Origin of the sequence: Streptomyces sp. NPDC020917, from assembly GCF_044333795.1 — a bacterium.
Classification (GTDB): domain Bacteria; phylum Actinomycetota; class Actinomycetes; order Streptomycetales; family Streptomycetaceae; genus Actinacidiphila.
Genome location: NZ_JBIRRR010000029.1, coordinates 30,953 through 54,708, shown reverse-complemented (window position 1 = coordinate 54,708; position 23,756 = coordinate 30,953). Strand labels below are relative to the sequence as shown.

18 protein-coding genes and 1 pseudogene are annotated in these 23,756 nt (G+C 73.4%); 9 read left to right on the top strand and 10 right to left on the bottom strand.

The features are described 5' to 3' along the window. Nucleotides 1–512: 512 nt before the first annotated feature. The 4 genes from ACH4TG_RS38190 to ACH4TG_RS38175 all read right to left on the bottom strand — a co-directional run bounded on the left by ACH4TG_RS38190 (nt 513) and on the right by ACH4TG_RS38175 (nt 8,479). Nucleotides 513–2,609, bottom strand: a complete 2,097-nt coding sequence (locus ACH4TG_RS38190) for a serine/threonine protein kinase (protein WP_398247428.1) — start codon at nt 2,607–2,609, stop codon at nt 513–515. A gap of 110 nt (nt 2,610–2,719) precedes the next feature. Continuing rightward, nucleotides 2,720–4,627, bottom strand: coding sequence for a protein kinase (locus ACH4TG_RS38185; RefSeq protein WP_398247426.1), 1,908 nt, complete (start codon nt 4,625–4,627; stop codon nt 2,720–2,722). Nucleotides 4,628–4,882: 255 nt separating this feature from the next. After that, entirely contained in the window at nt 4,883–6,712 is a 1,830-nt protein-coding gene (locus ACH4TG_RS38180) for a protein kinase (protein WP_398247424.1), read from the bottom strand. A gap of 60 nt (nt 6,713–6,772) precedes the next feature. Next, complete coding sequence (locus ACH4TG_RS38175; RefSeq protein WP_398247422.1) at nt 6,773–8,479, bottom strand: glycerol-3-phosphate dehydrogenase/oxidase; 1,707 nt, start codon at nt 8,477–8,479, stop codon at nt 6,773–6,775. A gap of 333 nt (nt 8,480–8,812) precedes the next feature. Here ACH4TG_RS38175 and ACH4TG_RS38170 point away from each other — a divergent pair, with 333 nt between their 5' ends. Together ACH4TG_RS38170 and ACH4TG_RS38165 are read left to right on the top strand one after the other, a co-directional pair. Beyond that, nucleotides 8,813–10,102, top strand: a complete 1,290-nt coding sequence (locus tag ACH4TG_RS38170) for a nucleotide sugar dehydrogenase (RefSeq protein ID WP_398247421.1) — start codon at nt 8,813–8,815, stop codon at nt 10,100–10,102. A 160-nt stretch (nt 10,103–10,262) separates the two neighbouring features. After that, on the top strand, nt 10,263–10,844 hold the full coding sequence (locus tag ACH4TG_RS38165) for a hypothetical protein (RefSeq protein WP_398247419.1): 582 nt from the start codon (nt 10,263–10,265) through the stop codon (nt 10,842–10,844). An 87-nt stretch (nt 10,845–10,931) separates the two neighbouring features. Here ACH4TG_RS38165 and ACH4TG_RS38160 read toward each other — a convergent pair whose 3' ends face one another. From ACH4TG_RS38160 to ACH4TG_RS38145, 4 genes are all read right to left on the bottom strand, one after another. Continuing rightward, nucleotides 10,932–12,053 carry a GuaB3 family IMP dehydrogenase-related protein gene (locus ACH4TG_RS38160; RefSeq protein WP_398247417.1) on the bottom strand — a complete coding sequence of 374 codons (1,122 nt, stop codon included), beginning with the start codon at nt 12,051–12,053 and terminating at the stop codon, nt 10,932–10,934. 221 nt (nt 12,054–12,274) lie between these two features. Continuing rightward, entirely contained in the window at nt 12,275–13,774 is a 1,500-nt protein-coding gene (gene guaB / locus ACH4TG_RS38155) for an IMP dehydrogenase (RefSeq protein ID WP_398247415.1), read from the bottom strand. A gap of 102 nt (nt 13,775–13,876) precedes the next feature. Continuing rightward, entirely contained in the window at nt 13,877–14,494 is a 618-nt protein-coding gene (locus ACH4TG_RS38150; RefSeq protein ID WP_398247413.1) for a sigma-70 family RNA polymerase sigma factor, read from the bottom strand. Nucleotides 14,495–14,756: 262 nt separating this feature from the next. Continuing rightward, nucleotides 14,757–15,368 (bottom strand): response regulator transcription factor, encoded by a 612-nt coding sequence (locus tag ACH4TG_RS38145; RefSeq protein ID WP_003948568.1) that lies wholly within the window; start codon nt 15,366–15,368, stop codon nt 14,757–14,759. Nucleotides 15,369–15,866: 498 nt separating this feature from the next. Between ACH4TG_RS38145 and ACH4TG_RS38140 the strand changes: the two are divergent. Then, a pseudogene (locus tag ACH4TG_RS38140) lies at nt 15,867–16,148 on the top strand (WhiB family transcriptional regulator); the annotation flags it as partial. Between the two features lie 353 nt (nt 16,149–16,501). Here ACH4TG_RS38140 and ACH4TG_RS38135 read toward each other — a convergent pair. Further along, entirely contained in the window at nt 16,502–17,431 is a 930-nt protein-coding gene (locus tag ACH4TG_RS38135; RefSeq protein WP_398247411.1) for a LysR family transcriptional regulator, read from the bottom strand. Between the two features lie 84 nt (nt 17,432–17,515). Here ACH4TG_RS38135 and ACH4TG_RS38130 point away from each other — a divergent pair, with 84 nt between their 5' ends. Continuing rightward, a complete protein-coding gene (locus tag ACH4TG_RS38130; protein WP_398247409.1) occupies nt 17,516–18,733 on the top strand; it encodes an aminotransferase class V-fold PLP-dependent enzyme in 1,218 nt (405 codons plus the stop codon). Here ACH4TG_RS38130 and ACH4TG_RS38125 read toward each other — a convergent pair. After that, nucleotides 18,723–20,033 carry an MFS transporter gene (locus ACH4TG_RS38125; RefSeq protein ID WP_398247407.1) on the bottom strand — a complete coding sequence of 437 codons (1,311 nt, stop codon included), beginning with the start codon at nt 20,031–20,033 and terminating at the stop codon, nt 18,723–18,725. The genes ACH4TG_RS38130 and ACH4TG_RS38125 overlap by 11 nt on opposite strands. A 95-nt stretch (nt 20,034–20,128) precedes the next feature. On the opposite strand from ACH4TG_RS38125, the gene ACH4TG_RS38120 reads away from it, so the two are divergent. The 5 genes from ACH4TG_RS38120 to ACH4TG_RS38100 all read left to right on the top strand — a co-directional run bounded on the left by ACH4TG_RS38120 (nt 20,129) and on the right by ACH4TG_RS38100 (nt 23,638). Next, nucleotides 20,129–20,581 carry a winged helix-turn-helix transcriptional regulator gene (locus ACH4TG_RS38120; protein ID WP_398247405.1) on the top strand — a complete coding sequence of 151 codons (453 nt, stop codon included), beginning with the start codon at nt 20,129–20,131 and terminating at the stop codon, nt 20,579–20,581. A 74-nt stretch (nt 20,582–20,655) separates the two neighbouring features. Continuing rightward, entirely contained in the window at nt 20,656–21,447 is a 792-nt protein-coding gene (locus ACH4TG_RS38115; RefSeq protein WP_398247403.1) for a GNAT family N-acetyltransferase, read from the top strand. Further along, nucleotides 21,444–22,124: an MOSC domain-containing protein gene (locus tag ACH4TG_RS38110; RefSeq protein ID WP_398247401.1), complete on the top strand. Its 681-nt coding sequence runs from the start codon at nt 21,444–21,446 to the stop codon at nt 22,122–22,124. Before ACH4TG_RS38115 ends, ACH4TG_RS38110 begins: the two co-directional genes overlap by 4 nt. Before the next feature lie 9 nt (nt 22,125–22,133). Beyond that, complete coding sequence (locus ACH4TG_RS38105; RefSeq protein WP_398247399.1) at nt 22,134–22,808, top strand: MOSC domain-containing protein; 675 nt, start codon at nt 22,134–22,136, stop codon at nt 22,806–22,808. Nucleotides 22,809–22,855: 47 nt separating this feature from the next. Continuing rightward, nucleotides 22,856–23,638 carry an SDR family NAD(P)-dependent oxidoreductase gene (locus ACH4TG_RS38100; RefSeq protein ID WP_398247397.1) on the top strand — a complete coding sequence of 261 codons (783 nt, stop codon included), beginning with the start codon at nt 22,856–22,858 and terminating at the stop codon, nt 23,636–23,638. The last annotated feature ends 118 nt before the right edge of the window (nt 23,639–23,756 follow it).

Sequence of the window (23,756 nt, the reverse complement as noted above, 5' to 3'; positions counted from 1 at the left end):
TGGCTGGTCGCGCAGTTCCCCGCGCCCCTGCGGCAACCGGGGTGCCCCCGGGGGTGCGTTCCCGTCTGCGACGTGCATCGTGGCTGGTCGCGGAGTTCCCCGCACTCCTGGAGCATCGCCCCTCCGGGGCGGGGGTCGGGGGTGCCCCCGGGGGTGCGTTGCCGGGTGCCGCGCCGCTGTGGCTGGTCGCGCAGTTCCCCGCGCCCCTGCGGGGGTGACCCCCGTCCCCATTCCTCCCGCAGACGGGGGACGGGCTGGGAGGGGACGGTGCGGGAGTGTCCCCGCAGGAACTGTGCATCCTCCCGGCCCACTTCGCGAAAGGACCCGCACGCACAGTTCCGAGGAGACACTCCCGTGGCGGCCCCGACCCCACCCACCGAACGTGCACCGCCAGGGGCGCGGGGAACTGCGCGACAAGCCACGACGGCGCGGCAGGCGGCAGAGCACACCCGGGGGCACCCCGGACGCCGGGGGCGCGCAGACGGCAACACGCAGCCCCCACGGGAACTGAATCAACCGGCGGTGTAGGTCTCGACCGCCTTGTCGAAGGCGCGCTGGACGGCAGCGCGTTCGCTGTCGGGGCCGGTGATCAGGATGACGTGGTAGCGGCCGCCGATCTGGACGGCCAGGTTGCGGGCGTAGACGGTGCGGTCGTTGGCATCACGCCAGGTGTACTCGCCCTCGGCGGCGTCGTGGCCGCGGACGGTGAGGGCCTGCAAGCTGGAAGCCGAGGACCAGGCCGACGAGCGGAAGTCGGCGAGCTCCGGCTCGATCAGCTGGTAGGCCAGCGGGTCCTGGCTGTCGCCGGTCGCCTTGTCCCGGCCAGGGACGACGAGGAGTTCGAGGTCGCTGCCGGTGTAGCGGACCTGGTGGCGGCCGTTCTCGCCGGAGCGCGCCCAGCCGGTGTGGACCGCGACGGTGAAGCCCGCGGGATCGGTGCGCAGCGCGAAGTCGCTGCCCAGATCGGGGGGCGCGGTCACGGGCGCGGACGTCGGCGCGTGGGTCGCGGGCCGGGTGGCCGGGTGCGTCGCCGGGGCGCTGGTCGCGGGCTTCGTGGAGTGGCCGTCGTCGCCCCCGCCGCCGGACATCGCGGCCGGCACGGTGCGCGTCCCGCCGGCGCCGTTGTCGGAGGCGTTCCGGTGCGGCATGCCCAGCAGCGCGTAGAGCACCACGGCGATCAGCAGGACGAGGATGCCGATGAGCAGCCGGGCGCCCAGGCGGCGCGGTCCCCCCTCGCCGCGGGCCGGCCGTCGGGAGACCACCTGCTCGCGGTGGTAGAGCTGCTCCTGCCGCAGTTCGTTGCGCTCGTTCGCGGCCTGGCGCGGGATCCGGGCGGTCTTCGCGGGGGCCAGCTCCGCCGACCCCGACCGCGTCTGCCGGGGCAGCTTCGCCGGCTTGGCGGACTTGCTGGCCTTCGCCGGACGCGCCTGCTTGCCGCGCGCGTGCCTGCGGTGCTGCATCCCGGCGTCGGCCGCGGCGGCCGCCGCCCTGCGCCTGCGGCGGACGAGTTCGCCGCGGCGCCGCTTGACCGGCAGCCGCGCCGGATCGGTCGGCACCTGCACGGTGCTCACGCCGACGTCGGGCTCGGGCGCGGCGCGGACCAGGGAGCGCAGCCAGCCACCCAACTCCTCGGCCTCGGGCCGCTCTTCGGGGTCGGGCCGGAGCAGGGACTCGACGACCGGCCGCAGCGGGCCGCAGTCCTCGGCGAAGGCGGGCGGCTCCGCACACACCAACTGGACCAGTTCCGCGGCGTTTTCCTCAGGGAACGGCGGATGCCCCTGGACGCTGCGGAACAGCAGCGCGCCGAGCGCCCACAGGTCGGCGGCCGGGCCGACCGGCGGCGACAACCGCCAGTTCTCGTGCACCTCGTGGGCCTGCTCGGGCGACCAGCGCTCGGTGACGGCCCCGACGACGGTGATCCGGTTCTGCCGGGCCCGCTCCTGCTCCAGCGCCGACTGCGGTCCGTGCCACGGCTGTTCGCCGCCGCCCTCGGCTTCCGTGCCGTCGTCGCCCGCCCCGGAGCCGCCGTGCCCGGCGAGCACCTCCTCGGGCACCGGGTCGTACCCGCACAGCGCCTCCTGCGCGGCGCCGGCCGCGAGGCCGGTGAGCATCGCCCGCCCGTCGTCGAGTACCAGCACGGTGCTGGCGGTGACGTTGCGGTGCGTCCAGCCGTAGGCGTGCAGGGCACGCAGCGCGGTCAGCACGTCGGCGGCCACCTCGGCCGCGCGGAACGCGTCCATCGGGCGCTCCGCGAGTAACGCGGCCAGCGGGCGCGCGGGCACCAACTCGCTGGCGATCCACAGGCTGCCGTCCTCGACGAAGATGTCGAAGACCTGCACCATGCGCGGGTGGTCGGGCACGGCGGCGGCCGCCCGTGCGGCGTCCAGGGCGCGCCGCGCGCTCTCCCCCAGCGTCTCCGGGTGGTCGAACCCGCCTTCGCCGTCCGCCAGTTCGGCGGTCACGACCTCCGGCAGCAGCACCTGGTGGACCAGCACCTCCTGGCCGCTGTACGTGTCGAAGGCGCGGGTCTCGACGAGTTCGAACTCGTCGGCGGGGGGCCTGGGCAGCCGGTAGCGGTCGGCGAGCACGCGCCCTGCGTAGTCGTCCACGGTGCCCCCCTTCGGCCCGGTCGTTCTCCCGCCTGAACCGATCCGATCCGGACACTTACGGATGCGGACGGTCCACGCCTCCTCACGATACGTGCTCCGGCCGCCGGTGGTCAGTCCGTCGACTTGAACGAGGTGAAGAAGCCCTCGCGAAGTGCCGCTCCCTGCGGGGTGTCCCACTGGCTCACCGGCAGCGAGATCATGATCGCGTAGCCGTGCTGGTCGTCCACGACGAACCCGCGGTTCTTCACGTGGACCCGCTGCCCGCTGCTGCTGTTCCGCAGGAAGTCCCAGTCGGCGACGGTGCGGTAGCCGCGGTACGGCACGTTCCCGTTGATGTCGACCAGGTGGTAGCCGGGGATCGTGGGCCCCACGTTACGGTCGCTCTTGCGCCAGTCCGCCGCCGCGTCATTGCCCGGGGTGGGGGTGAAGTCGACGAGCACCTGCGGATAGCCGCTGCCCGGGCCGTAGACGGCGCCCCGCCCAGCCTCCTGGGTAGTGATCAGGTGCCATCCGGCCGGCAGGGCGATGGAGAAGTGCGCCTGCTTGTTGGTCACCTTGTGCCATCCCGCCGGCACCGTGCCGGGGCCCGAACTCGCCGGTGCGGACGCGCCGGTGGAGGGCTTGGACGACGCCGGGGAGTTGCCGGTGTCGGTGTTGTCCCCTTGGCCGTCCTCCCCGCCCTTCCCGTTCTTGCCGTGGCCGGTCGTGGGCGCGGTGGTGGCGCCGCCGGTGGAGCCGTTCTTGGTGTCGCCGGAACCGCCGCTGCCGCCACCGGAGTTGGCGAGCACGATCCCTATCACCGTGCCCAGCAGGGCCATGGCGAGCACCACGGCGGCGATCACCATGGTGCGGCGCGGCACCACGTCGGTGAGGGAGGACGAGGCCGGACGCCGGGCGCCCGCGGGGGTGCCCGGTTCCGGCGCGGGCTTGGGCTTCGCCGCGGCCTTGCGCACCGAGCGCAGCGCCTCGCGCATCCGGGCCTGCTCCTCGGGCGAGGTGCGGGGGGCCGGCGGCTTGTCCGCGGGCATGACGGAGGTGCGGCCGTCCGACGGGGGCGCGTCCGCCGGCTCGTCCGACGCCGAGGGCGTCGCGGGCGGGTCGACGGCGAGCACGGCGGTCTGCGCGTTCGCGGACGCCGCGGGCGGCGCGGCCGGGCGGTCGGGCATGCCGGCGACCTGGGTGAGCAGGGCGCGGGCGGCGGGCTCGTCGAGGCGCTGCGCCGGGTCCTTGGCCAGCAGGCCGGTGATGGCGTCGGCGAGCGGTCCCGCGTTGGCCATCGGGCCGACCGGCTCGGTCATCACCGCGGTGAGCGTGGCGATCGCGGAGCCCTTGTCGTAGGGCGGGCGGCCCTCGACGGCGGCGTAGAGCAGGGCGCCCAGCGACCACAGGTCGGCGGGCGGGCCGGGCTTCTGGCCGCGGGCGCGCTCCGGCGAGATGTAGGAGGGGGCGCCGACGAGCATGCCGGTGGACGTGACCGACGGGTCGCCGTCGATCTGCGCGATACCGAAGTCGCTGAGCACCACGCGGCCGAGCGCACCGTCCGCGGCGGACGAACCGGCGTCCGCGATCAGCACGTTGGACGGTTTGACGTCGCGGTGCAGGATGCCCTCGGCGTGCGCGGCCCTGAGCACGTCCAGCACGACCAGGCCGACCTCGGCCGCGCGCCGCGGGGTGAGCGGGCCGTCCTCGCGGATGACGTCGGCCAGCGAGCGGCCCTCGACCAGCTCCATCACGATCCAGGGCCGGTCGTCCTCCTTGACCACGTCGAAGACGGTGATCGCGCCGGTGTTGCGGATCCGCGCGGTCGCCTTGGCCTCGCGCAGGGTGCGGGTCACCAGGCGGCGCTTCTCGTCCTCGTCCACGTTGCCGGGGAACCGCAGTTCCTTCACGGCCACGCTGCGGCCGAGCGTCTCGTCGACAGCCCGCCAGACGGTGCCCATGCCGCCCTTGCCGAGCATGTCGCCGAGGCGGTACCGGCCGGCGAGTACGCGTCCGTCGGTGCGTTCGGCGTCGGTCATGGCTTCCCTCTGCTGTGCCGGCATCAGTTCAGGCGTTCGTCGTGGTGGTCGAAACGGTCGGAGTCGGAGTCGAGGCGGATCGGAGTCGGGATCGGGATCGGGATCGTCGTGGGGGCTGGTCGTCGGACGGCGTTCGTGTCGGTCGTGTGATGGCGCTGTGCCTGCGGTTCCCGGATCCTGGTCGTGCGGTGTGAGTACCCATCATCCCCGACGCGGGGACGGGGATGCGAACCCGGCCTTCCGGGCGAACTCCACCTATCCGGCGGAGACCCGGAATCCGGCGACGGCCGTGTCGAAGATCTCGCGGTAGTCCTGCCACTTCGCGTCGGGGCCCGACACGTAGATCGCGTACTCGGTTCCGCCGGGTTTGCCGAAGCCGAGATCGATCGCGTGGTACTTGCGCACCGATCCCTCGAAGGTGAACTCCCAGATGGCCGCGGGCTCCCCGAACTGCGTGGTGGGGTCGAGGCGTTCGCGGTGGTAGGTGGGTCCGACACTGTCGCGCGTCGCCGGCTCCAGGTTCGTGAAGTGGTTCAGCGGGCTGGTGCTGGCGAAGTCCAGCGCGCTGATCTTCAGATCGACCCGGCCGGTCGGATCGACGTAGTCCACCTGGTCGCCGCCGTGGGTGACCTTGCGGGTCCAGCCGTCGGGCACCGGCACCGAGTAGCCGCGCTCGGGCATGTCCACCAGGTGGTAGCCGTCCGGCACGGGCGGCGGCGGGGTGGTCTGCGGCGCCGTGGTCGTGGGCGTGGTGGGCGCGGGCCCGGTCGAGGTGGGCGCCGGGGCCGAGGTGGTCGGGGCGGGGGTCGGGTCCGCCGCGTTGTCGTTCCGCAGCCGCTGCACCGCGAAGGCCGTACCGGCCGCCAGCAGCACCACGACAATTGCGCCCGCGATCCACGGTGCCACCCGGCGCTTGCGGCGGCGCGGCGGCGTCTGCTGCCCGCTCCCGGTGTCGTACGGCGGCTGACCGCCCGTCCCGCCGTAGGACGGCTGCCCGCCCGTGGAGCCGCCGTACGACGGCTGCCCACCGGTGCCGTACGGAGGCTGACCGCCCGTCGCACCGTACGACGGCTGCCCGCCGGTGCCGTAGGGCGACTGCCCGCTGCCGGTGCCGTACGCGGACGGCGGCACGGGGCCGTGCCCGTGCGGGACGACGGCGGTCGGCGCCTCCTGGTCGGCAGTTCGGGTGGTGAAGCGCCCGACGACCGCGGTGTCCTCCTCGGCGGCCGGCATGCGCAGCATCCGCTCGGTGTCCTCCGCGGACAGCCGCTCCGCCGGTTCCTTGGCCAGCAGGCCGGCGATGACCTGGGTGAGCCCGCCCGCGTTGGGCGCCGGCAGCACGGGATCCTCGGCGATCGCGTACGCGGTCTCGATCGCGGTGGGCCGGCGGAACGGCGAGTTGCCCTCGATGGCCTGGTAGAGCGTGGCGCCCAGCGCCCACAGGTCGGCCTCGGGGCCGGGCACGGTGCCGCGGATCCGCTCGGGGGACAGGAAGTCGATGGACCCGATGAGTTCGCCCGTCCGGGTCAGGGTGGAGGTGCCGGACGCCTGGGCGATGCCGAAGTCGGTGAGGACGATCCGGCCCTGCCCGAGACCGCCGACCGCCTCGTAGGTGCGGCCGTCGACGCCGCCGAGCAGCACGTTGCCGGGCTTGACGTCGCGGTGCAGGACCCCGGCGCCGTGGGCGGCGCGCAGCGCGGCGACCATGCCGCGGCCGATCCGGGCGACCTCCTCGACCGGCAGCGGACCGTGCTGCTTGAGCACCTCGCCGAGGGTGAGGGACGGGACGTACTCCATGACGATGGACGGCAGTCCGGCGTCGTCGACCACGTCGTGCACGACGATCACGTTGGGGTGGCTGATGCGCGCGGCGGCACGGGCTTCGCGGCGGGTGCGCTCGAAGAGGGTGGCGAGTTCTTCCTCGTCCATGTGGGGCTGCGGCGGGTGCAGCTTCTTCACCGCGACCTGTCTGCCCAGGAGTTCGTCCTCGGCGCGCCAGACGGTACCCATACCGCCGCGGCCTATCCGCTCCAGCAGCCGGTAGCGGCCCGCCACCAAGCGTCCCTCGTCGACCTGCCCGACCATCCCGCTCCTCCGCCTGCTCCCCCGATCGCGCGTGCGTGTTTCCGCGCCCAGGCAATCCGCCTAGAGAGGAACGATATCCGGCGCGCCGAGCCGCGCGGCATCCGCGGTCTGGTCGTCGGGCTGGAGTTGGGACTCGCGCTCCGCCTCGACGCGCTTGTCGTAGTACTCCACCTCGCGGTCGATCTGCGCCTGATCCCAGCCCAGGACCGGTGCCATCAACTCCGCGGCCTCGCGGGCGGTACGGGTTCCGCGGTCGAAGGTCTCGATCGAGATACGGGTCCTGCGGGTCAGCGCGTCCTCCAGGTGGCGGGCCCCCTCCGCCATCGCGGCGTAGACGATCTCGGCCCGCAGGTAGTCGTCGGCGCCGGTGAGCGGGGAGCCGAGCGAGGGGTCGTCGGCGACCAGGCCGAGCACGTCCTCGGACAGCGAGCCGTACCGGTTCAGCAGATGCTCCACCCGGGCCACGTGCACGCCGGTGCGGGCGGCGGTGCGGGCGCGGGCGTTCCACAGCGCCTGGTAGCCGTCGGCGCCGACCAGCGGGACCTCCTCGGTGCAGCAGGGCGCGACGCGCTGGTTGAGCCCGTGCACGGCCTCGTCGACGGCGTCCTTGGCCATCACGCGGTAGGTCGTGTACTTGCCGCCGGCCACCACCACCAGGCCGGGGACGGGGTGGGCGACGGTGTGCTCGCGCGACAGCTTGCTCGTCGCGTCGGACTCCCCGGCCAGCAGTGGCCGCAGCCCGGCGTACACGCCCTGGACGTCGTCCCTGGTGAGCGGGGTGGCCAGGACCGAGTTGACGTGTTCGAGCACGTAGTCGATGTCGGCGCTGGACGCCGCCGGGTGGGCCTTGTCCAGGTCCCAGTCGGTGTCGGTGGTGCCGACGATCCAGTGCCGGCCCCAGGGGATGACGAACAGCACGCTCTTCTCGGTGCGCAGGATCAGCCCGGTGGTGGAGTGGATGCGGTCCTTGGGCACCACCAGGTGGACGCCCTTGGAGGCGCGCACGTGGAACTGGCCGCGCTCGCCGATGAGTCCCTGGGTGTCGTCGGTCCACACGCCGGTGGCGTTGACCACCTGACGGGCCCTGACCTCGTACTCGCCGCCGGCCTCCACGTCCTGGACGCGGGCGCCGACCACCCGCTCGCCCTCGCGCAGGAACGCGACGACCTTGGCGCCGTTGGCGACCTGCGCGCCGTAGGTGGCGGCGGTGCGCACCAGGGTGACGACGAAACGGGCGTCGTCCATCTGGGCGTCGTAGTACTGGAGAGCGCCGACGAGGGCGTCCTTGCGCAGGGCGGGCGCGACCCGCAGGGCGTGCTTGCGGCTCAGGTGGCGGTGCATGGGCAGGCCGCGGCCGTGCCCGGAGGAGACCGACATGGTGTCGTACAGGGCGACACCGGATCCGGCGTACAGCCGCTCCCACCCGCGGTGCTGCAGCGGGTACAGGAACGGCACCGGCCGCACCAGGTGCGGGGCGAGCTTCTCCAGCAGCAGGCCGCGCTCCTTGAGCGCCTCGCGGACCAGCGCGAAGTCCAGCATCTCCAGGTAGCGCAGGCCGCCGTGGATGAGCTTGCTCGACCTGCTGGACGTGCCGGAGGCCCAGTCCCGGGCCTCGACCAGGCCGGTCGACAGGCCCCGGGTGGCGGCGTCGAGCGCGGTACCCGCGCCCACCACACCGCCGCCCACGACCAGGACGTCCAGCTCCTGCTCGGCCATCCGGGCGAGCGCTTCCGACCGGTCGGACGGGCCGAGAGTTGACGTACGCATCCGCGCCTCCGTGACTGCGCGACCGGCAGCGGGCCGCTTCCTCGACGTTTCCTGATGCCCTTTTGATAGTGACGGCGATCCACCACTCCGGCCAGCCGGAGGGCTGACGCTCGAGCTCCCGCAGTGGCCGGCCGAGGAACGAGGCCGTCCGCGGAGGGAGCGAGGAGGAAGACCGACTGAAAGGGCCGGAGGCAAGCCGACCATTGGTCCCCGCAAGGGGGCCGGGGCGGTTGTTCAGCGGGGCGCACGGCGCGCCGCTTGGTCATATCAGTGATTTGTCTGGTTAGCCTGTTTTAACGCTCTTCCTGGGGCCATTCGTGGAGGACTGAAGCCATGCCCGCAGACCTCGCTGTGCTCGGACTCGGCCACACCGGACTCCCCCTCGCCCAGGCGGCCACAGCCGCCGGTGTCGGCGTCATCGGCTACGACCCCGATCCCGCGGTGGTCGCCGACATCAACGCCGGCCGCGTCCCGCCGGGCGCCCTGGCCGCCGCCGACCTGCGCCGGATGCTCGCCTGCGGGTTCCGGGCCAGCGCCGACCCCGCCGTGCTGGGCCGGGTCAGGACGGCCGTGATCTGCGCCCCCACCCCGCTCTGCGAGGCCGTCGACGGCGGCAGCCCCGACCTGACCGCGGTCGCCGCCGCGGCCCGCGCCCTGGCCGCGCACCTGCGCCCGCACACCACCGTCGTGCTGGAGTCGGCCGTCTACCCGGGCACCACCGAGGAGTTCCTGCGGCCGCTGCTGGAGGCGCACGGGCTGCGAGCCGGCCGCGACTTCCACCTGGCCTACTCCCCCAGCCGGCTCGATCCCGGCAACCGCGCCTTCCACCTCGCCAACACCCCCAAGGTGGTGGGCGGTTGCACGCCGGCGTGCACCGAGGCGGCGGCCGCGTTCTACGGCCGGCTCACCGAGCGGGTAGTGCGGGCCCGCGGGCCGCGCGAGGCCGAGGCGGTCAAGTTGCTGGAGACCAACTACCGGCACGTCAACATCGCCTTCGCCAACGAGATGGCGGTCTTCTGCCACGGCCTGGGCATCGACGTGTGGGACGTCATCCGCTGCGCGGAGACCAAGCCGTTCGGCTTCCAGGCGTTCCGCCCCGGCCCGGGCGTCGGCGGGCACGCGCCGGCCCTGGACCCGGGCGCGGCACCGCTGTTCGCCACCGCCGCGGCCGACGGCCGGTCCCGGCTGCCCGGCCACCCGCTGCGGATGGTCGAGCTGGCCCAGGAGGTCAACGGGCGGATGCCGCGCTACGTCGTGCAGCGGGCCGCCACCCTGCTCAACGAGCACGGCAAGTCGCTGCGCGGCGCCCGCGTGCTGCTGCTCGGGGTGACCTACAAGGCGGACCTGGCCGACCAGGAGGGGGCGCCGGCCCGGGAGATCGGCGCCCGGCTGATCGAGCTGGGCGCCCAACTCGGCTACCACGACCCGTACGTCCCGCAGTGGCGGGTGCTGGACCGGCCGGTGCCGCGCGCCGACTCGCTGTGGGAGGCCGCGGCCGAGGCGGACCTGACGCTGCTTCTCCAGCACCACCGCACGTACGACTTGCAGGGCCTGGCGGTCAAGGCGCAGTTGCTGCTGGACACCCGCGGTGCGACCCCGGCGGGCGCCGCCGCCCGGCTGTAGCCCGGGGGCTCATGTCGCCATCCGGTACGCGGTGTAGTGGTCCTGTAACGACCGGATGAATCATCTTGTCCCAATGTCGTCTTGCCCTGCTAGATTTCGGCGTCACTCTCGCACGCCGCAAGCTCGTGCGATTCCGCTACACGTCCCGGGGGAACCCTTCATGAGCGCCAACTTCCCGCCGCCGCAGCAGCCTGCGCCCGGCCAGAATCCGTACGGTTCGCCGCAGGCCCCCTACGGCGCCCCGCCGCAGCCCGGTTTCAACGGCGGCGCCTACCCGCCGCCGGCGCCCGTGGCGCCCCAGCGTCCCGACAACATGGCGCTCGGCCTGCTCGTGGGCGTCGCCGCGACCCTGGTGATGGCCCTCGCCTACGGCGGCGTGCTGCGCCTGATGTCCAAGAACGACGGCACCTTCTACGAGTTCCGGCTCATCGCCATCGCGGTCGGCGTCCTGGTCGGCCTGGTCGTCGGCAAGGTCGGCGGGCGCAACCCGCTGCTGCCCGTCGCGGCCATCGTGTTCGCGCTCGCCGCGATCATCCTCGGCGAGCTGTTCGGCGACGCGCTGATCATCAGCCACTACGTCTCCAGCCACGGCGGTGAACTGTCGACGACCGACATCCTCTTCCACCACTTCGGCGACCTGTGGAAGACCTGGAAGCACGACTTCGACTTCAAGCGCGTGCTGTTCCTGCTCTTCGGCGGTCTGGCCGCGTTCGGCCTGGCGAAGCGGTTCGGCGAGAACTGATCCGCCGCCCGCCCGCGACCACGCGCGAGGGGCCCGTACCGCGGTTGCGGTACGGGCCCCTCGTCCGTGTGCGGGAGGTGGTCCCGGTCAGCGGTGGTGGGTCGGCGAGACGGTCACCTCGACGCGCTGGAACTCCTTCAGGTCCGAGTAGCCGGTGGTGGCCATCGACCGGCGCAGGGCGCCGAAGAAGTTCATCGAACCGTCGGGCGCGTGGGACGGGCCGAGCAGGATCTCCTCGGTGGTGCCCGTGGTGCCCAGGTTCATCCGCTTGCCGCGCGGCAGTTCGGGGTTGACCGCCTCCATGCCCCAGTGGAAGCCGCGGCCGGGGGCGTCGGTCGCCCGGGCCAGCGGCGAGCCCATCATCACCGCGTCCGCACCGCAGGCGACCGCCTTCGGCAGGTCGCCGCTGGCGCCGAAACCGCCGTCGGCGATGACGTGCACGTAGCGGCCGCCGGACTCGTCCATGTAGTCGCGGCGGGCCGCGGCCACGTCGGCCACCGCGGTGGCCATCGGCACCTGGATGCCCAGCACGCTGCGGGTGGTGTGCGCGGCGCCGCCGCCGAATCCGACGAGCACGCCGGCCGCGCCGGTCCGCATCAGGTGCAGCGCCGCGGTGTAGGTGGCGCAGCCGCCCACGATCACCGGCACGTCCAGCTCGTAGATGAACTGCTTGAGGTTCAGCGGCTCGTGCGAGCCGGAGACGTGCTCGGCGGAGACGGTGGTCCCGCGGATCACGAAGATGTCGACGCCCGCGTCCACCACGGCCTTGGAGAACTGCGCGGTGCGCTGCGGGGAGAGCGCGGCGGCGGTGACGACACCGGCCTCGCGGACCTCCTTGATGCGCTGGCCGATCAGCTCCTCGCGGATCGGCTGCTGGTAGATCTCCTGCAGCCGGGCGGTGGCGCGGTGGTCGTCCAGCTCGGCGATCTCGGCGAGCAGCGACTCGGGGTCCTCGTAGCGGGTCCACAGGCCCTCGAGGTTCAGTACGCCCAGGCCGCCGAGGTGGCCGATCCGGATCGCCGTCTCCGGCGAGACGACCGAGTCCATGGGGGCGGCGAGGAACGGCAGCTCGAAGCGGTAGGCGTCGATCTGCCAGGCGATCGAGACCTCCTTGGGGTCCCGGGTCCGCCGGCTCGGCACCACGGCGATGTCGTCGAATGCGTATGCCCTGCGGCCTCGCTTGCCCCGGCCGATCTCGATCTCAGTCACGTCGTGCGCCTCTCTTTTCCTGGCTCCGCCCTCAGTATCCCGCACGCCCCCTCCCCGAGCCGCGCCCAGCCCTCAAGCGGGCTGCGTTCACCATTCCAGGGGCGCGGGGTCCCCCAGTGCTGCGCCTGGGAGGTGCCGCACACCCGTTGAACGGGTGAACGCTGCCCGCGGAGGGTGGACGGTGCCATGTTCACGGGGTGGGGCTATTCCGAGGCGAAGCCTCAGCCGTGGTAGTTGGGCGCCTCGACCGTGAGCTGGATGTCGTGGGGGTGGGACTCCTTGAGTCCCGCGGCCGTGATGCGGACGAACCGCCCCTTGCTCTCCATCTCCGCGACCGTCGCCGCGCCGACGTAGCCCATGGTCTGGCGCAGGCCGCCCACGAGCTGGTGCAGCACCGCCGACAGCGGGCCGCGATAAGGCACCTGGCCCTCGACGCCCTCCGGGACGAGCTTGTCGTCGGAGGAGACCTCGGCCTGGAAGTAGCGGTCCTTGGAGTACGAGCGGCCCTGCCCGCGCGACTGCATCGCGCCGAGCGAGCCCATGCCGCGGTAGGACTTGAACTGCTTGCCGTTGATGAAGAGCAGCTCGCCCGGGGACTCCTCGCAGCCGGCCAGCAGGCTGCCCAGCATGACGCTGCTCGCGCCCGCGGCCAGCGCCTTGCCGATGTCGCCGCTGTACTGCAGGCCGCCGTCGCCGATCACCGGCACCCCGGCGTCCAGGCACGCCTGCGCGGCCTCGTAGATCGCGGTGACCTGCGGCACGCCGATGCCGGCGACCACCCGGGTGGTGCAGATCGAGCCGGGGCCGACGCCCACCTTCACGCCGTCCACGCCCGCGTCGATCAGCGCCTGCGCGCCGTCACGGGTCGCGACGTTGCCGCCGACGACGTCCACCGGGACGTTGGACTTGATCTTCGCCATCCAGTTGAGCGCGTTGCTGTTGTGGCCGTGCGAGGTGTCGACGACCAGGAAGTCCACGCCCGCGCCGACCAGCGCCTGGGCGCGGTCCAGCGCCTCGGGGCTCGCGCCGACGGCCGCGCCGACCAGCAGCCGGCCCTCCGCGTCCTTCGCCGCGTGCGGGTACTGCTCGGCCTTCACGAAGTCCTTGACGGTGATCAGCCCGCGCAGCCGGCCCTCGTCGTCGACCAGCGGGAGCTTCTCGATCTTGTGCTTGCGCAGCAGCCCCATCGCGTCCACGCCGGAGATCCCGACCTTGCCGGTGACCAGCGGCATCGGCGTCATGACCTCGCGGACCTGGCGGGCGCGGTCGCTCTCGAAGGCCATGTCGCGGTTGGTGACGATGCCGAGCAGCCGGCCGGTCTCGTCGGTGACCGGCACGCCGCTGATCCGGAACCGGGCGCACAGCGCGTCGGCGTCGGCGAGCGTGGCGTCCGGGCGGACCGTGATCGGGTCGGTGACCATGCCGGACTCGGAGCGCTTGACCAGGTCGACCTGGCTGACCTGGTCCTCGACCGACAGGTTGCGGTGCAGCACGCCGACGCCGCCCTGGCGGGCCATCGCGATGGCCATCCTGGCCTCGGTGACCTTGTCCATCGCCGCCGACAGCAGCGGGATGTTCACCCGGACGTTGCGGGAGATGAGCGAGGAGGTGTCCACCTCGTTGGGCAGCACCTCGGACGCCCCCGGCAGGAGCAGCACATCGTCGTAGGTCAGTCCGAGGGTGGCGAACTTCTCGGCTACTCCGTCGGCGTTCAGCGACATGACACCTTCCCGAATGGTCTTGCCCGGCGAGATCTTCAATGGTAGTGGGTACGCCGGTATTCCCTTGACCGCCCGGTACGCGGCTTGTGTCAGGTGTGCACCCTATGCGCTGAGGCCCGGGGCGTCCCCGGCGTGCGCTCCCGCGGTCTCCTCGGCGATCGCCCGCAGCCGGCTGAGCGCGCGGTGCTGCGCGACCCGTACCGCGCCGGGCGACATCCCGAGCACCTGTCCGGTCTCCTCGGCGCTGAGCCCGACCGCGACCCGCAGCAGCACCAACTCCCGCAGGTGGTCCGGCAGCCGGTCGAGCAGCTTCTTGGCCCAGGCCGCGTCGCTGTTCAGCAGCGCCCGCTCCTCCGGGCCGAGCGAGTCGTCCGGCTTCTCCGGCATCTCGTCCGACGGCACCGCGGTGCTGCCGGGGCCGCGCATGGCGGCCCGCTGCAGGTCGGCGACCTTGTGGGCGGCGATGGAGACCACGAACGCCTCGAACGGGCGCCCCAGATCGCGGTAGCGCGGCAGCGCGCAGAGCACCGCCAGGCACACCTCCTGCGCCAGGTCGTCCACGAAGTGCCGTGCGTCACCCGGCAGCCGGGACAGCCGGGTGCGGCAGTAGCGCTCGGCGAGCGGGTGGACGTGGGCGAGGAGGTCGTGCGTGGCCCGCTGGTCGCCGTCGACGGCGCGACGGACGAGGGCACCGATGGCCGGGGTGTCGTCGTCGCGCATCCACCCATGGTGCCTCGCCGCCGGACGATCCGCCGCATCGCGGCCGTACTTCTGCACCGAAGCGTTATGAGCGGCGCTGCGGGCGGCACTTTCCGCGGACTCGTCCGAATCCGCCGCCCCCACCGTCGCGGTCGCTGTCACATCCACCATGTGCGGCCCCCGCCGATCCCCGAGGAAGTCCATACGTCAAGCATGCGTCCTCCCCCGGGAAACCGAGGACTCGCGGGTGACGCCACCATGGCCCGGGTGGGGCCGACCCGGTTCAGCGCACCAGGCCCCAGCGGAAGCCGAGCGCCACCGCGTGGGCCCGGTCCGAGGCGCCGAGCTTCTTGAACAGCCGCCTGGCGTGGGTCTTCACCGTGTCCTCGGAGAGGAAGAGTTCGCGGCCGATCTCCGCGTTGGAGCGGCCGTGACTCATCCCCTCCAGCACCTGGATCTCCCGGGCGGTCAGGGTCGGGGCGGCGCCCATCTCGGCCGAGCGCAGCCGGCGCGGGGCGAGCCGCCAGGTGGGGTCCGCCAGCGCCTGCGTGACGGTGGCCCGCAACTCCGCGCGGGAGGCGTCCTTGTGCAGGTAGCCGCGGGCGCCGGCGGCCACGGCCAGGGCCACGCCGTCGAGGTCCTCGGCGACGGTCAGCATGATGATGCGCGCGCCGGGGTCGGCGGACAGCAGCCGCCGCACCGTCTCCACGCCACCCAGGCCGGGCATGCGGACGTCCATCAGGATGAGGTCCGAGCGGTCGGCGCCCCAGCGGCGGAGGACCTCCTCGCCGTTGGCCGCGGTGGTTACGCGCTCGACGCCGGGCACGGTGGCCACCGCGCGGCGCAGGGCCTCTCGGGCGAGCGGGGAATCGTCGCAGACGAGGACGGAAGTCATGGCCGCCCCCCGCAGCTGAACCGCGTCACGTTGTGCCTCCAGGCTGTACGAAGTTCGAATCTTCACCGTGTCTTCACCGATGCGGTGGACGGCCTCGGGCACGTGCCCGATTCATGTGCTCCGCCAACCGCTTCCGCCAGACTCAACGACCCTCACCCGAAAGAGTTACGAAGTTTGGTCGTAGTCATCGGCACTCTACGTGATCATCCGCGCACTGATCGCCCACGCCGCAGGTCAGAACGGGTGAGGTAGCGCCCAACCGGAGCCCGGAACAGCGTCGCGCGCCCCCCTGGTTCGTCAGGGGATGCTGCCGATCGGCTGTTACGTCGCTGATGTCGGTGTTTGCACTGTTTGGCGGCTCTTTTCTGTTGTGCGGGGTAAACGCCGCTAGATTGGCGATGAGTCATATTTACATCTACTACGACAGTAGATGTACGGTCGGAGACGATCGGAAGATCGAGCTCCATGACCTTCACGCACGCTCCGAGGGGATGAGCAATGGCAGACTTCTCCCGCCTTCCCGGACCGAACGCCGATCTCTGGGACTGGCAGCTCGTCGCCGCCTGCCGCGGTGTCGACAGCTCGTTGTTCTTCCATCCCGAGGGCGAGCGGGGCGCCGCCCGCAGTGCACGTGAGGCCGCCGCCAAGGAGGTGTGCATGCGCTGCCCGGTGCGCGCCGAGTGCGCCACCCACGCCCTGGCCGTACGGGAGCCGTACGGCGTGTGGGGCGGGCTGACCGAGGACGAGCGCGAGGCCATGATGGGCCGCTCGCGCAACCGGTCCGCCGACCGCGCGGACGACGAGCGGGCCGACCGCGAACTGGACGGGGACCTGGAGCACGACGACCACGACCTGCAGCACGGGGGCGGGCACCGCAGGCGCCGCGAGCACGCGTACGAGCACCGGGCCGAGTACCAGCACGGACACGCACTGTCGCCCTGATCACCCGCCGTGACGAGCCGCTGAACTGAAGAATCGATTCTGCTGTGGCGCGAGCCGAGCGCCTCCCCCGGGGTGGGACGTCACCGCGGGGACGGGTGACGGCTCGCGTTTCGGGTGCCATGGGGCAGGCGCCCGGGCGGTGAGGGCGGCGTTCGGCCTTCGGGCTGCGTCCGGCTCCCGGCCGGCGGCCGTCAGGCCGCGTCCGGGCGGGAGCCCAGACGCAGGGCCGCGCGGGCGAGGCGGCCCAGCATCATGTCCACCGCGGGGACGTGCGCGAGGTCGGGCAGCGTGAGGGCGACGATCTCGCGCTCCACCGCGGGCAGCAGTTCCACCGTGGCGACCCCCGTGGACCGCACCGCCTCCAGGGCCAGCTGCGGCAGCACGGCCACGCCGAGACCGGCGGCGACCAGGCCCACCACGGCCGGGTAGTCGTCCGTCGCGAAGTCGATCCGCGGGCTGAAGCCGGCCCGCTCGCACACCTCGACCAGGTGCCGGCGGCAGCGCGGGCAGCCCGCGATCCACTCCTCGTCGGAGAGTTCCCCGATGGGCGCGGGCTCGTCGCGCCCGGCCAGCCGGTGAGCCGTCGGGACCACGCCGACCAGCCGGTCGGTGAGCAGCGGGCGGACCACCAGGTCCTCCCAGGACTCCTCGGACGGCGTCGGCAGGTCCACGTAGCGGAAGGCGAGCGTGATGTCGCAGTCGCCGGCGCGCAGCATCTCCACCGAGCGCGGCGGCTCCGCCTCCACCAGCGAGATCTTGGTGCCCGGGTGGTGGGCACGCATGTCGGCGACGGCGGCGGGCACGAGCGTGGAGCTCCCCGAGGGGAACGAGCCGAGCCGGACCCGCCCGGCACGCAGCCCGGCGATCGCGGCGACCTCCTCCTCCGCGGCGGTGAGCCCGGCGATGATGCCCGCGGCGTGCCGCACCAGGGCCTCGCCGGCCTGCGTCAGCCGCATCTCGCGCGGGCCGCGGACCAGCAGCGGGGTGCCGGCGCTCTGCTCCAGCGCCTTCATCTGCTGGCTGACGGCCGGCTGCGTGCAGCCGAGGTCGCGGGCGGCGGCTGAGAAGGAGCCGGTGCGCGCCACGGCACGCAGCACACGGAGGTGACGGGCCTCGATCATGCCTCAACCATAAGCGTGACTTAGGGGTACCCGACAGTTTTCGGCGATGGACTTTGAGGCTGGCGGGGGCCAGGCTGAGGAGCCATGGACGCCAAGGACGCTTTCAGGACGGATACCTACGCAGCGGACACCTCTGGATCCGGCGCGGTCGGGTCGAACACGGGCGGCGCGGGCACGGGCGGTGCGCGAACGGGCGGGGCGGCGGCCGCCGCCGGGGGTTTCGACGCGACCGCGCCCGGGACGGACGCCTGGGGGCCGGCGGTCGGCGCGGAGTTCCCGTCGCTCGAACCCGGCTACCTCAACACGGCCACGCTCGGGGTGCCGCCGCGGCGCGCACTGCACGCGATGCGCGAGTCCATGGACGTCTGGGAGGCGGGCCGGCCCGCCACGGACCGGTTCGAGGCGGCCGTGGTGTCCGCGCGGGCCGCGTTCGCCCGGATCACCGGAGTGCCGGTGGAGCGGGTCGCGCTGGCCGGCACGGTCGCGCAGGCGGTGGGGCTGATCGCCGCGCAGCTGCCCGAGGGGGCCGAAGTGGTCGTCGCCGAGGACGACTTCAGCTCGCTGGTGCAGCCGTTCGCGGGGCGCGGCGGGCTCTCCTTGAGGATCGTGCCGCTGGCGGAGGTGGCCGCCGCGGTGCGGCCGTCGACCGCGCTGGTCGCGGTGAGCACCGCCCAGTCCGCGGACGGGCGGGTCGCCGACCTGCCCGCTATCCGCGCGGCGGCGGCCGCGCACGGCGCGCGGGTCCTGCTGGACGGCACGCAGTCGGTGGGATGGCTGCCGCTGGACGCCGGGCAGTACGACTACGTCGTGTGCCACGGCTACAAGTGGCTGCTCAGCCCGCACGGGGCGTGCTTCCTGACGGTCGCGGAGGGGGCCGAGCCGACGCTGTCCCCGGCGTTCGCCGGGTGGTACGCGGGGGACGACCCGTGGGCGTCCTGCTACGGTCCCGTGTCGCAACTCGCCCCCGGGGCCCGCCAGTTCGACGCGCGGCCCGCCTACCTGTCCTTCGTCGGCGCGGCGGCCGCGCTCTCCCTGGTCGAGGAGATCGGAGTGGCCGCGATCCACGCCCACGACGTCGCCCTGGCGGCGAGCCTGCGCGAGGGACTGTCCGCCCTCGGCCACGCGCCGGTCCCCGGCGACTCCGCGATCGTCGCCGTCCCCGGCATGCCGCCGACCGCCACCGAGCGCCTCACCGCCGCGGGCATCCGCTTCTCCGCCCGCGCGGGCAACCTGCGGTTCGCCCTCCACCTCTACAACACCCCCGCCGACGTCGCCTCCGCCCTCGCCGCCCTCACCGGGTGAGCCGGGGGGCCGGGGGCGGGGTGCCGCGTTCCCGGGTGAACGTCCAGAGGGCGAGGCCGAGGAGGCTGAAGGCGGCGCCGAGTGCGCAGACGGCGCCCCAGCCGGCCGCGGTGTAGAGGGAGGTCGCAGCGAGCGCGCCGGTGGCGCTGCCGATGGAGTAGAAGACCATGTAGCCGCCGATCAGCCGGCTGCCCGCGTCCGGGTGCAGCGCGTAGATCAGCGTCTGGTTGGTGACATGGACCGCCTGCACGGCGAGGTCGAGGAGGATCACCCCGACCGCCAGCGCCCACAGTGAGCTGCGGGTGAAGGCCAGGGGCAGCCAGGAGGCGGTGAGCAGCGCCAGGGCGATGCCGGTGGTCCGCTGGGAGAGTCCGCGGTCGTTGAGCCGTCCCGCCGCGTTCGCGGCCAGGGCGCCGGCGACACCGACCAGTCCCAGCGCCCCGATCGCGCTGTGGGACAGGAAGTACGGCGCCTCGCTCAGCGGCAGCGCGACGCTGCTCCACAGCGTGCTGAACGCCGCGAAGATCAGCAGCCCGAACAGGGCGCGGATCCGCAGCGGTCGCTCCCGTGCGAACAGGGTGACGGTGGAGCCCAGCAGCTGCCCGTAGCGCAAGGTCGGCCGTGGGGCGTCCCGGTGGCGGGGCAGCATGCGGGACAGGACCAGGGCGAGCACCGCGGTGAGCGACGCCGAGGCGAGGTAGACGGAGCGCCAGCCGGCGAGGTCGGCGAGCAGGCCCGATGCGGTGCGGGCGAGCAGGATCCCGACGACCACGCCGCTGGTGACGAGGCCGACGACCCGTCCGCGCCGGGCGGGAGGGGCCAGTGACGCCGCGAAGGCCACCAGCGTCTGCGTGACGACCGCGAGCAGCCCGACCGCGGCCATCCCGGCGAGCAGGACCGCCGCCGTGGGGGCGGTGGCCACCACGGCCAGCGCCACGACCAGGAGCAGCAGTTGGGCCACGATGAGCCGCCTGCGGTCGGCCACGTCGCCCAGCGGCACCAGGAGGAACAGCCCCAGCCCGTATCCGGCCTGCGTGAGGGTGACCACGCTGCCGACGAGCGCCGGGCCGATGGCGAGGTCGTGGCCGATGGTCACCAGCAGCGGCTGGGAGAAGTAGACGTTGGCCACCGCGGCCCCGCAGGCGACGGCGAACAGGACGACGACGCCGCGGGAGAGAGCGGACGCGGCGCCTTCCCCGCTTCCGGCCTCGGCCCTTCGCGCCTCGGCATCGCCGTTCGCCGCAGTCCCGCTGCCGGCCGCGGCCCCGCCGCCGGCCTTGGCCCCACTGGTGCCGGGCATCCGCACCCCTCCGCCCATCCGGTTTCATCTTGCTACCAGCGGGGACGGTAGCCCGCCCTGGTAGCATGTTGCAACCATCGAGAGTGAGGGACGCCATGGTGACCAGGACCCGCTTCGACGACAGCACATGCCCGGTGGCCCGGTCGGTGGACGCGATCGGCGACTGGTGGTCCCTGCTGATCGTGCGGGACGCCTTCGACGGGAGCCGGCGCTTCGGGGAGTTCCAGCGCAGCCTGGGCGTGGCGAAGAACATCCTCACCGCGCGCCTGCGCACCCTGGTCGCCGGCGGTGTCCTCGTGTCCGTCCCCGCCTCGGACGGCAGCGCCTACCGCGAGTACGTCCTGACGCAGAAGGGCGAGGCGCTCTTCCCCGTCATCGTGGCGCTGCGGCAGTGGGGCGAGCAGAACTTCTTCGCCCCCGGCGAACCCCACTCGGAGCTGGTCGACCGCCGGGAGGGACAGCGCCTGCGCCCGCTGGAGGTGCGGTCCGCGGACGGGCGCCTGCTGGATCCCGGCGACACGGCCGTCCACAAGGTCTCCGCGCGCTGATCCGGGCCGCCGGACGGGCGCACGACCGGGTTAATGCGTGGTGGTGACCGCCTGGGGCGTGTTGGAATGCGCGGATGGACCGGGACAAGGTGTTGGCGGAGTTCGATCGGCAGATGCGGCGCGAGGCGGCGCCGGAGGGAGCGGGCGCGCGGATCGAGGCGGTGGGGGCGCTGCTGCGGCATGTGGGGAACGGGCCGCAGGGGTGGACGGGCGTGCTGTGGTCAGACCTCGACGACGAGACCGCGGACGCGGCCATCGCCGCGGAGACCGCCTGGCTCGCGGGCCCGGAGGGCAGGGGCCGGGAGTACGAGTGGAAGCTGTACTCCCATGACAGGCCCGCCGACCTGGGCGACCGCCTGCGCCGCGCCGGCTTCGAACCGGAGGACCAGGAGGCCCTGATGGTCGCCGAGGTGGCGGAGCTGTCCACCGACGTGCGCCTGCCGGAAGGGGTCAGGCTGGAGCCGGTGACCGACGTCGCGGGCGTCGACCTCGTCGCCGCGGTGCACGAGCAGGCGTTCGGCACCAGCGCCGACCGCCTCCGCGACCGGCTCGTCGACCAGCTCCCGCAGACCGCCGACGGCACCCTGAGCCTCGTCGTGGCCATGGCCGGCGACGTGCCGGTGTGCTCGGCCCGGATGGAGATCCACCCGGGCACGGACTTCGCGAGCCTGTGGGGCGGCGGCACCGTCGAGGAGTGGCGCGGGCGCGGCATCTACCGGGCGCTGGTCGCGCACCGGGCCGCCCAGGCCGCCGACCGCGGCCTGCGCTACCTCCAGGTCGACGCCTCCGACGACAGCCGGCCGATCCTGCAGCGCCTCGGCTTCACGCCGCTCAGCACCACCACCCCCTATCTCCTCCAGGGATGACCGTGCCGCACGTGCTCAGCGTCAACGTCGGCCGCCCGCGGCCCAATCCGTGGAAGCGGCTGCCGTCCACCGGCATCGACAAGCGCCCGGTGACCGGCCGGGTCGCGGTGACCGCGCCGGGCCCCAAGGGCACCGGCACGGTCGGCCTGGCCGGCGACCGGGCGCACGACGTGCGGAACCACGGCGGCGACCACCAGGCCGTGTACGCCTACGCCCGCGAGGATCTCGACCGCTGGGAAAGGGAGTTGGGCCGCACCCTGGTCCCCGGCGCGTTCGGCGAGAACCTCACCACCACCGGCATCGACGTCAACGAGGCGCTGATCGGCGAGCGATGGCGGATCGGCTCGGTGCTGCTGGAGGTGTCCTGCGCGCGCATCCCGTGCGCGACGTTCGCCGGGTGGCTGGACGTCGAGGGCTGGCTGCGGACGTTCACGCGGGCCGCCCGCCCGGGCCCGTACCTGCGGGTCGTCGAGCCCGGCGACCTGGGGGCCGGCGACGACCTCGACGTGGAGTTCCGGCCGCGGGACCACCAGGTCAGCGTCGCCCAGAGCTTCCGGGCCCTGACCACGGAACCCGAACTGCTGCCGCTGCTGGCGGACCTGGCCGCGCTGCCCCCCGAGGACCGCGCGGCGATCCGGCGGCGGCTGGCCCGCGACACCACCCGTCCGAACGGTTAAGGTGCGCCGATGTCCCACGTGATCTCCGTGAACCTCGGCCGGGCGACGGCCGTCCCGTACACCGCTGCCCCGGGCGGGCTGACCGGCATCGGCAAGCGGCCCGCCGAGGGTCCCGTCCAGGTGGCCGCGCCCGGGCCGCGCGGTGCGGCCGGCAGCGGTCTGGCCGGCGACGCGGTGTGCGACCTGCGGGTGCACGGCGGCGACGACCAGGCCGTCTACGCCTACGCCCGCGAGGATCTCGACCACTGGGAACGGGAGTTGGGCCGCCCGTTGACGCCCGGCATGTTCGGCGAGAACCTCACCACCACCGGCATCGACGTCAACGAGGCACTGATCGGCGAGCGATGGCGGATCGGCTCGCAGGTCGAGCTGGAGGTGACCTCGGGGCGGATCCCGTGCCGGACCTTCGCGGGATGGCTGGACGTGGGCGGCTGGGTCAAGCGCTTCACGCAGGAGGCGCGGCCCGGGCCGTTCTTCCGCGTGCTGACGCCGGGGCCGATCGCGGCCGGCGACCCGGTCACCGTGCTGTCGCGGCCGGACCACGAGGTGACCGTCGCGTTCCTGTTCCGGGCGATGACCACCGAACCCGGCCTGCTGCCGCGGGTGCTGGCCGCGGAGGACACCCTCAACGCGTCGTACGCCGAGGACATCCGGGCCCGCCTCGCCCGCACGGTGGCCGGCTGACCGCGCCGCCCCGGCTCCGGCCCGGCCGCAGAGCCTAGGCTTCCCGTATGACGACTTCACTGGTGACCGGCCCCACCGCAGGCATCGGCGCGGCCTTCGCACGCCAACTGGCCGCCAAGGGGCACGCGTTGGTGCTCGTCGCGCGGGACGAGGAGCGGCTCGCGCAGACCGCGAAGGACCTGCGGGAGGGGTACGGGGTCGAGGTGGAGGTGCTGCCCGCGGACCTCGCCGAGGACGCCGGTATCGCGGCGGTCGAGGAGCGGCTGCGCGACACCGCCCGCGCGGTGGACGTGCTCGTCAACAACGCGGGGTTCGGCAACCGCGGCACCTTCCTCAAGGCCCCGATGGCCGACGAGCTGCGCATGCTGCGGCTGCACTGCGAGGCGGTGCTGCGGCTGACCGCGGCCGCCGCAGAAGGCATGCGGGAGCGCGGGCGCGGCGCCGTGGTCAACGTGGCGTCGGTCGCGGCGTTCATGCCGCGCGGCACGTACGCGGCGAGCAAGGCGTGGGTGGTCCGCTTCACCGAGGGCGTCGCGCAGGAGCTGCGCGGCAGCGGCGTGCGGTTCCTCGCCCTGTGCCCGGGTTTCGTGCGGACCGAGTTCCACGCGCGGGCCGGCATGAACGCGGACGTGCTGCCGTCGTGGGCGTGGCTCGACGCCGACAAGGTGGTGGCGGCGGCCCTGCGCGACCTGGCGCGGGGGCGGATCGTCAGCGTGCCGGACCCCCGCTACAAGGTGGCCGTCGCCCTCGCCCGCCACACCCCGTCGCGGCTGTTCGCCGCCGCGTCCACCCGCACCGGCCGCCGCTACGACCCGAAGAACCCGGCCTGATCCCGCGTCACCTGCTCCGTCCGGCGCCAGGCTCGCCCTGCCGGGCCGGCCGGGACCGCGGATCACCCGCACCGACGGCGCCCGTATCGTCCTAAAATGGGACGTAAGTACTGGCACG

What these genes read in the sequence shown, in the direction of transcription:
- ACH4TG_RS38150 (WP_398247413.1), bottom strand. Translation starts at nt 14,494, where the DNA reads ATGCGCGACGACGACACCCCGGCCATCGGTGCCCTCGTCCGTCGCGCC.
- ACH4TG_RS38180 (WP_398247424.1), bottom strand. Translation starts at nt 6,712, where the DNA reads ATGGTCGGGCAGGTCGACGAGGGACGCTTGGTGGCGGGCCGCTACCGG.
- ACH4TG_RS38175 (WP_398247422.1), bottom strand. Translation starts at nt 8,479, where the DNA reads ATGCGTACGTCAACTCTCGGCCCGTCCGACCGGTCGGAAGCGCTCGCC.
- ACH4TG_RS38145 (WP_003948568.1), bottom strand. Translation starts at nt 15,368, where the DNA reads ATGACTTCCGTCCTCGTCTGCGACGATTCCCCGCTCGCCCGAGAGGCC.
- ACH4TG_RS38110 (WP_398247401.1), top strand. Translation starts at nt 21,444, where the DNA reads ATGACCGTGCCGCACGTGCTCAGCGTCAACGTCGGCCGCCCGCGGCCC.
- ACH4TG_RS38130 (WP_398247409.1), top strand. Translation starts at nt 17,516, where the DNA reads ATGGACGCCAAGGACGCTTTCAGGACGGATACCTACGCAGCGGACACC.
- guaB (WP_398247415.1), bottom strand. Translation starts at nt 13,774, where the DNA reads ATGTCGCTGAACGCCGACGGAGTAGCCGAGAAGTTCGCCACCCTCGGA.
- ACH4TG_RS38170 (WP_398247421.1), top strand. Translation starts at nt 8,813, where the DNA reads ATGCCCGCAGACCTCGCTGTGCTCGGACTCGGCCACACCGGACTCCCC.
- ACH4TG_RS38185 (WP_398247426.1), bottom strand. Translation starts at nt 4,627, where the DNA reads ATGACCGACGCCGAACGCACCGACGGACGCGTACTCGCCGGCCGGTAC.
- ACH4TG_RS38100 (WP_398247397.1), top strand. Translation starts at nt 22,856, where the DNA reads ATGACGACTTCACTGGTGACCGGCCCCACCGCAGGCATCGGCGCGGCC.
- ACH4TG_RS38120 (WP_398247405.1), top strand. Translation starts at nt 20,129, where the DNA reads ATGGTGACCAGGACCCGCTTCGACGACAGCACATGCCCGGTGGCCCGG.
- ACH4TG_RS38135 (WP_398247411.1), bottom strand. Translation starts at nt 17,431, where the DNA reads ATGATCGAGGCCCGTCACCTCCGTGTGCTGCGTGCCGTGGCGCGCACC.
- ACH4TG_RS38165 (WP_398247419.1), top strand. Translation starts at nt 10,263, where the DNA reads ATGAGCGCCAACTTCCCGCCGCCGCAGCAGCCTGCGCCCGGCCAGAAT.
- ACH4TG_RS38115 (WP_398247403.1), top strand. Translation starts at nt 20,656, where the DNA reads ATGGACCGGGACAAGGTGTTGGCGGAGTTCGATCGGCAGATGCGGCGC.
- ACH4TG_RS38125 (WP_398247407.1), bottom strand. Translation starts at nt 20,033, where the DNA reads ATGCCCGGCACCAGTGGGGCCAAGGCCGGCGGCGGGGCCGCGGCCGGC.
- ACH4TG_RS38105 (WP_398247399.1), top strand. Translation starts at nt 22,134, where the DNA reads ATGTCCCACGTGATCTCCGTGAACCTCGGCCGGGCGACGGCCGTCCCG.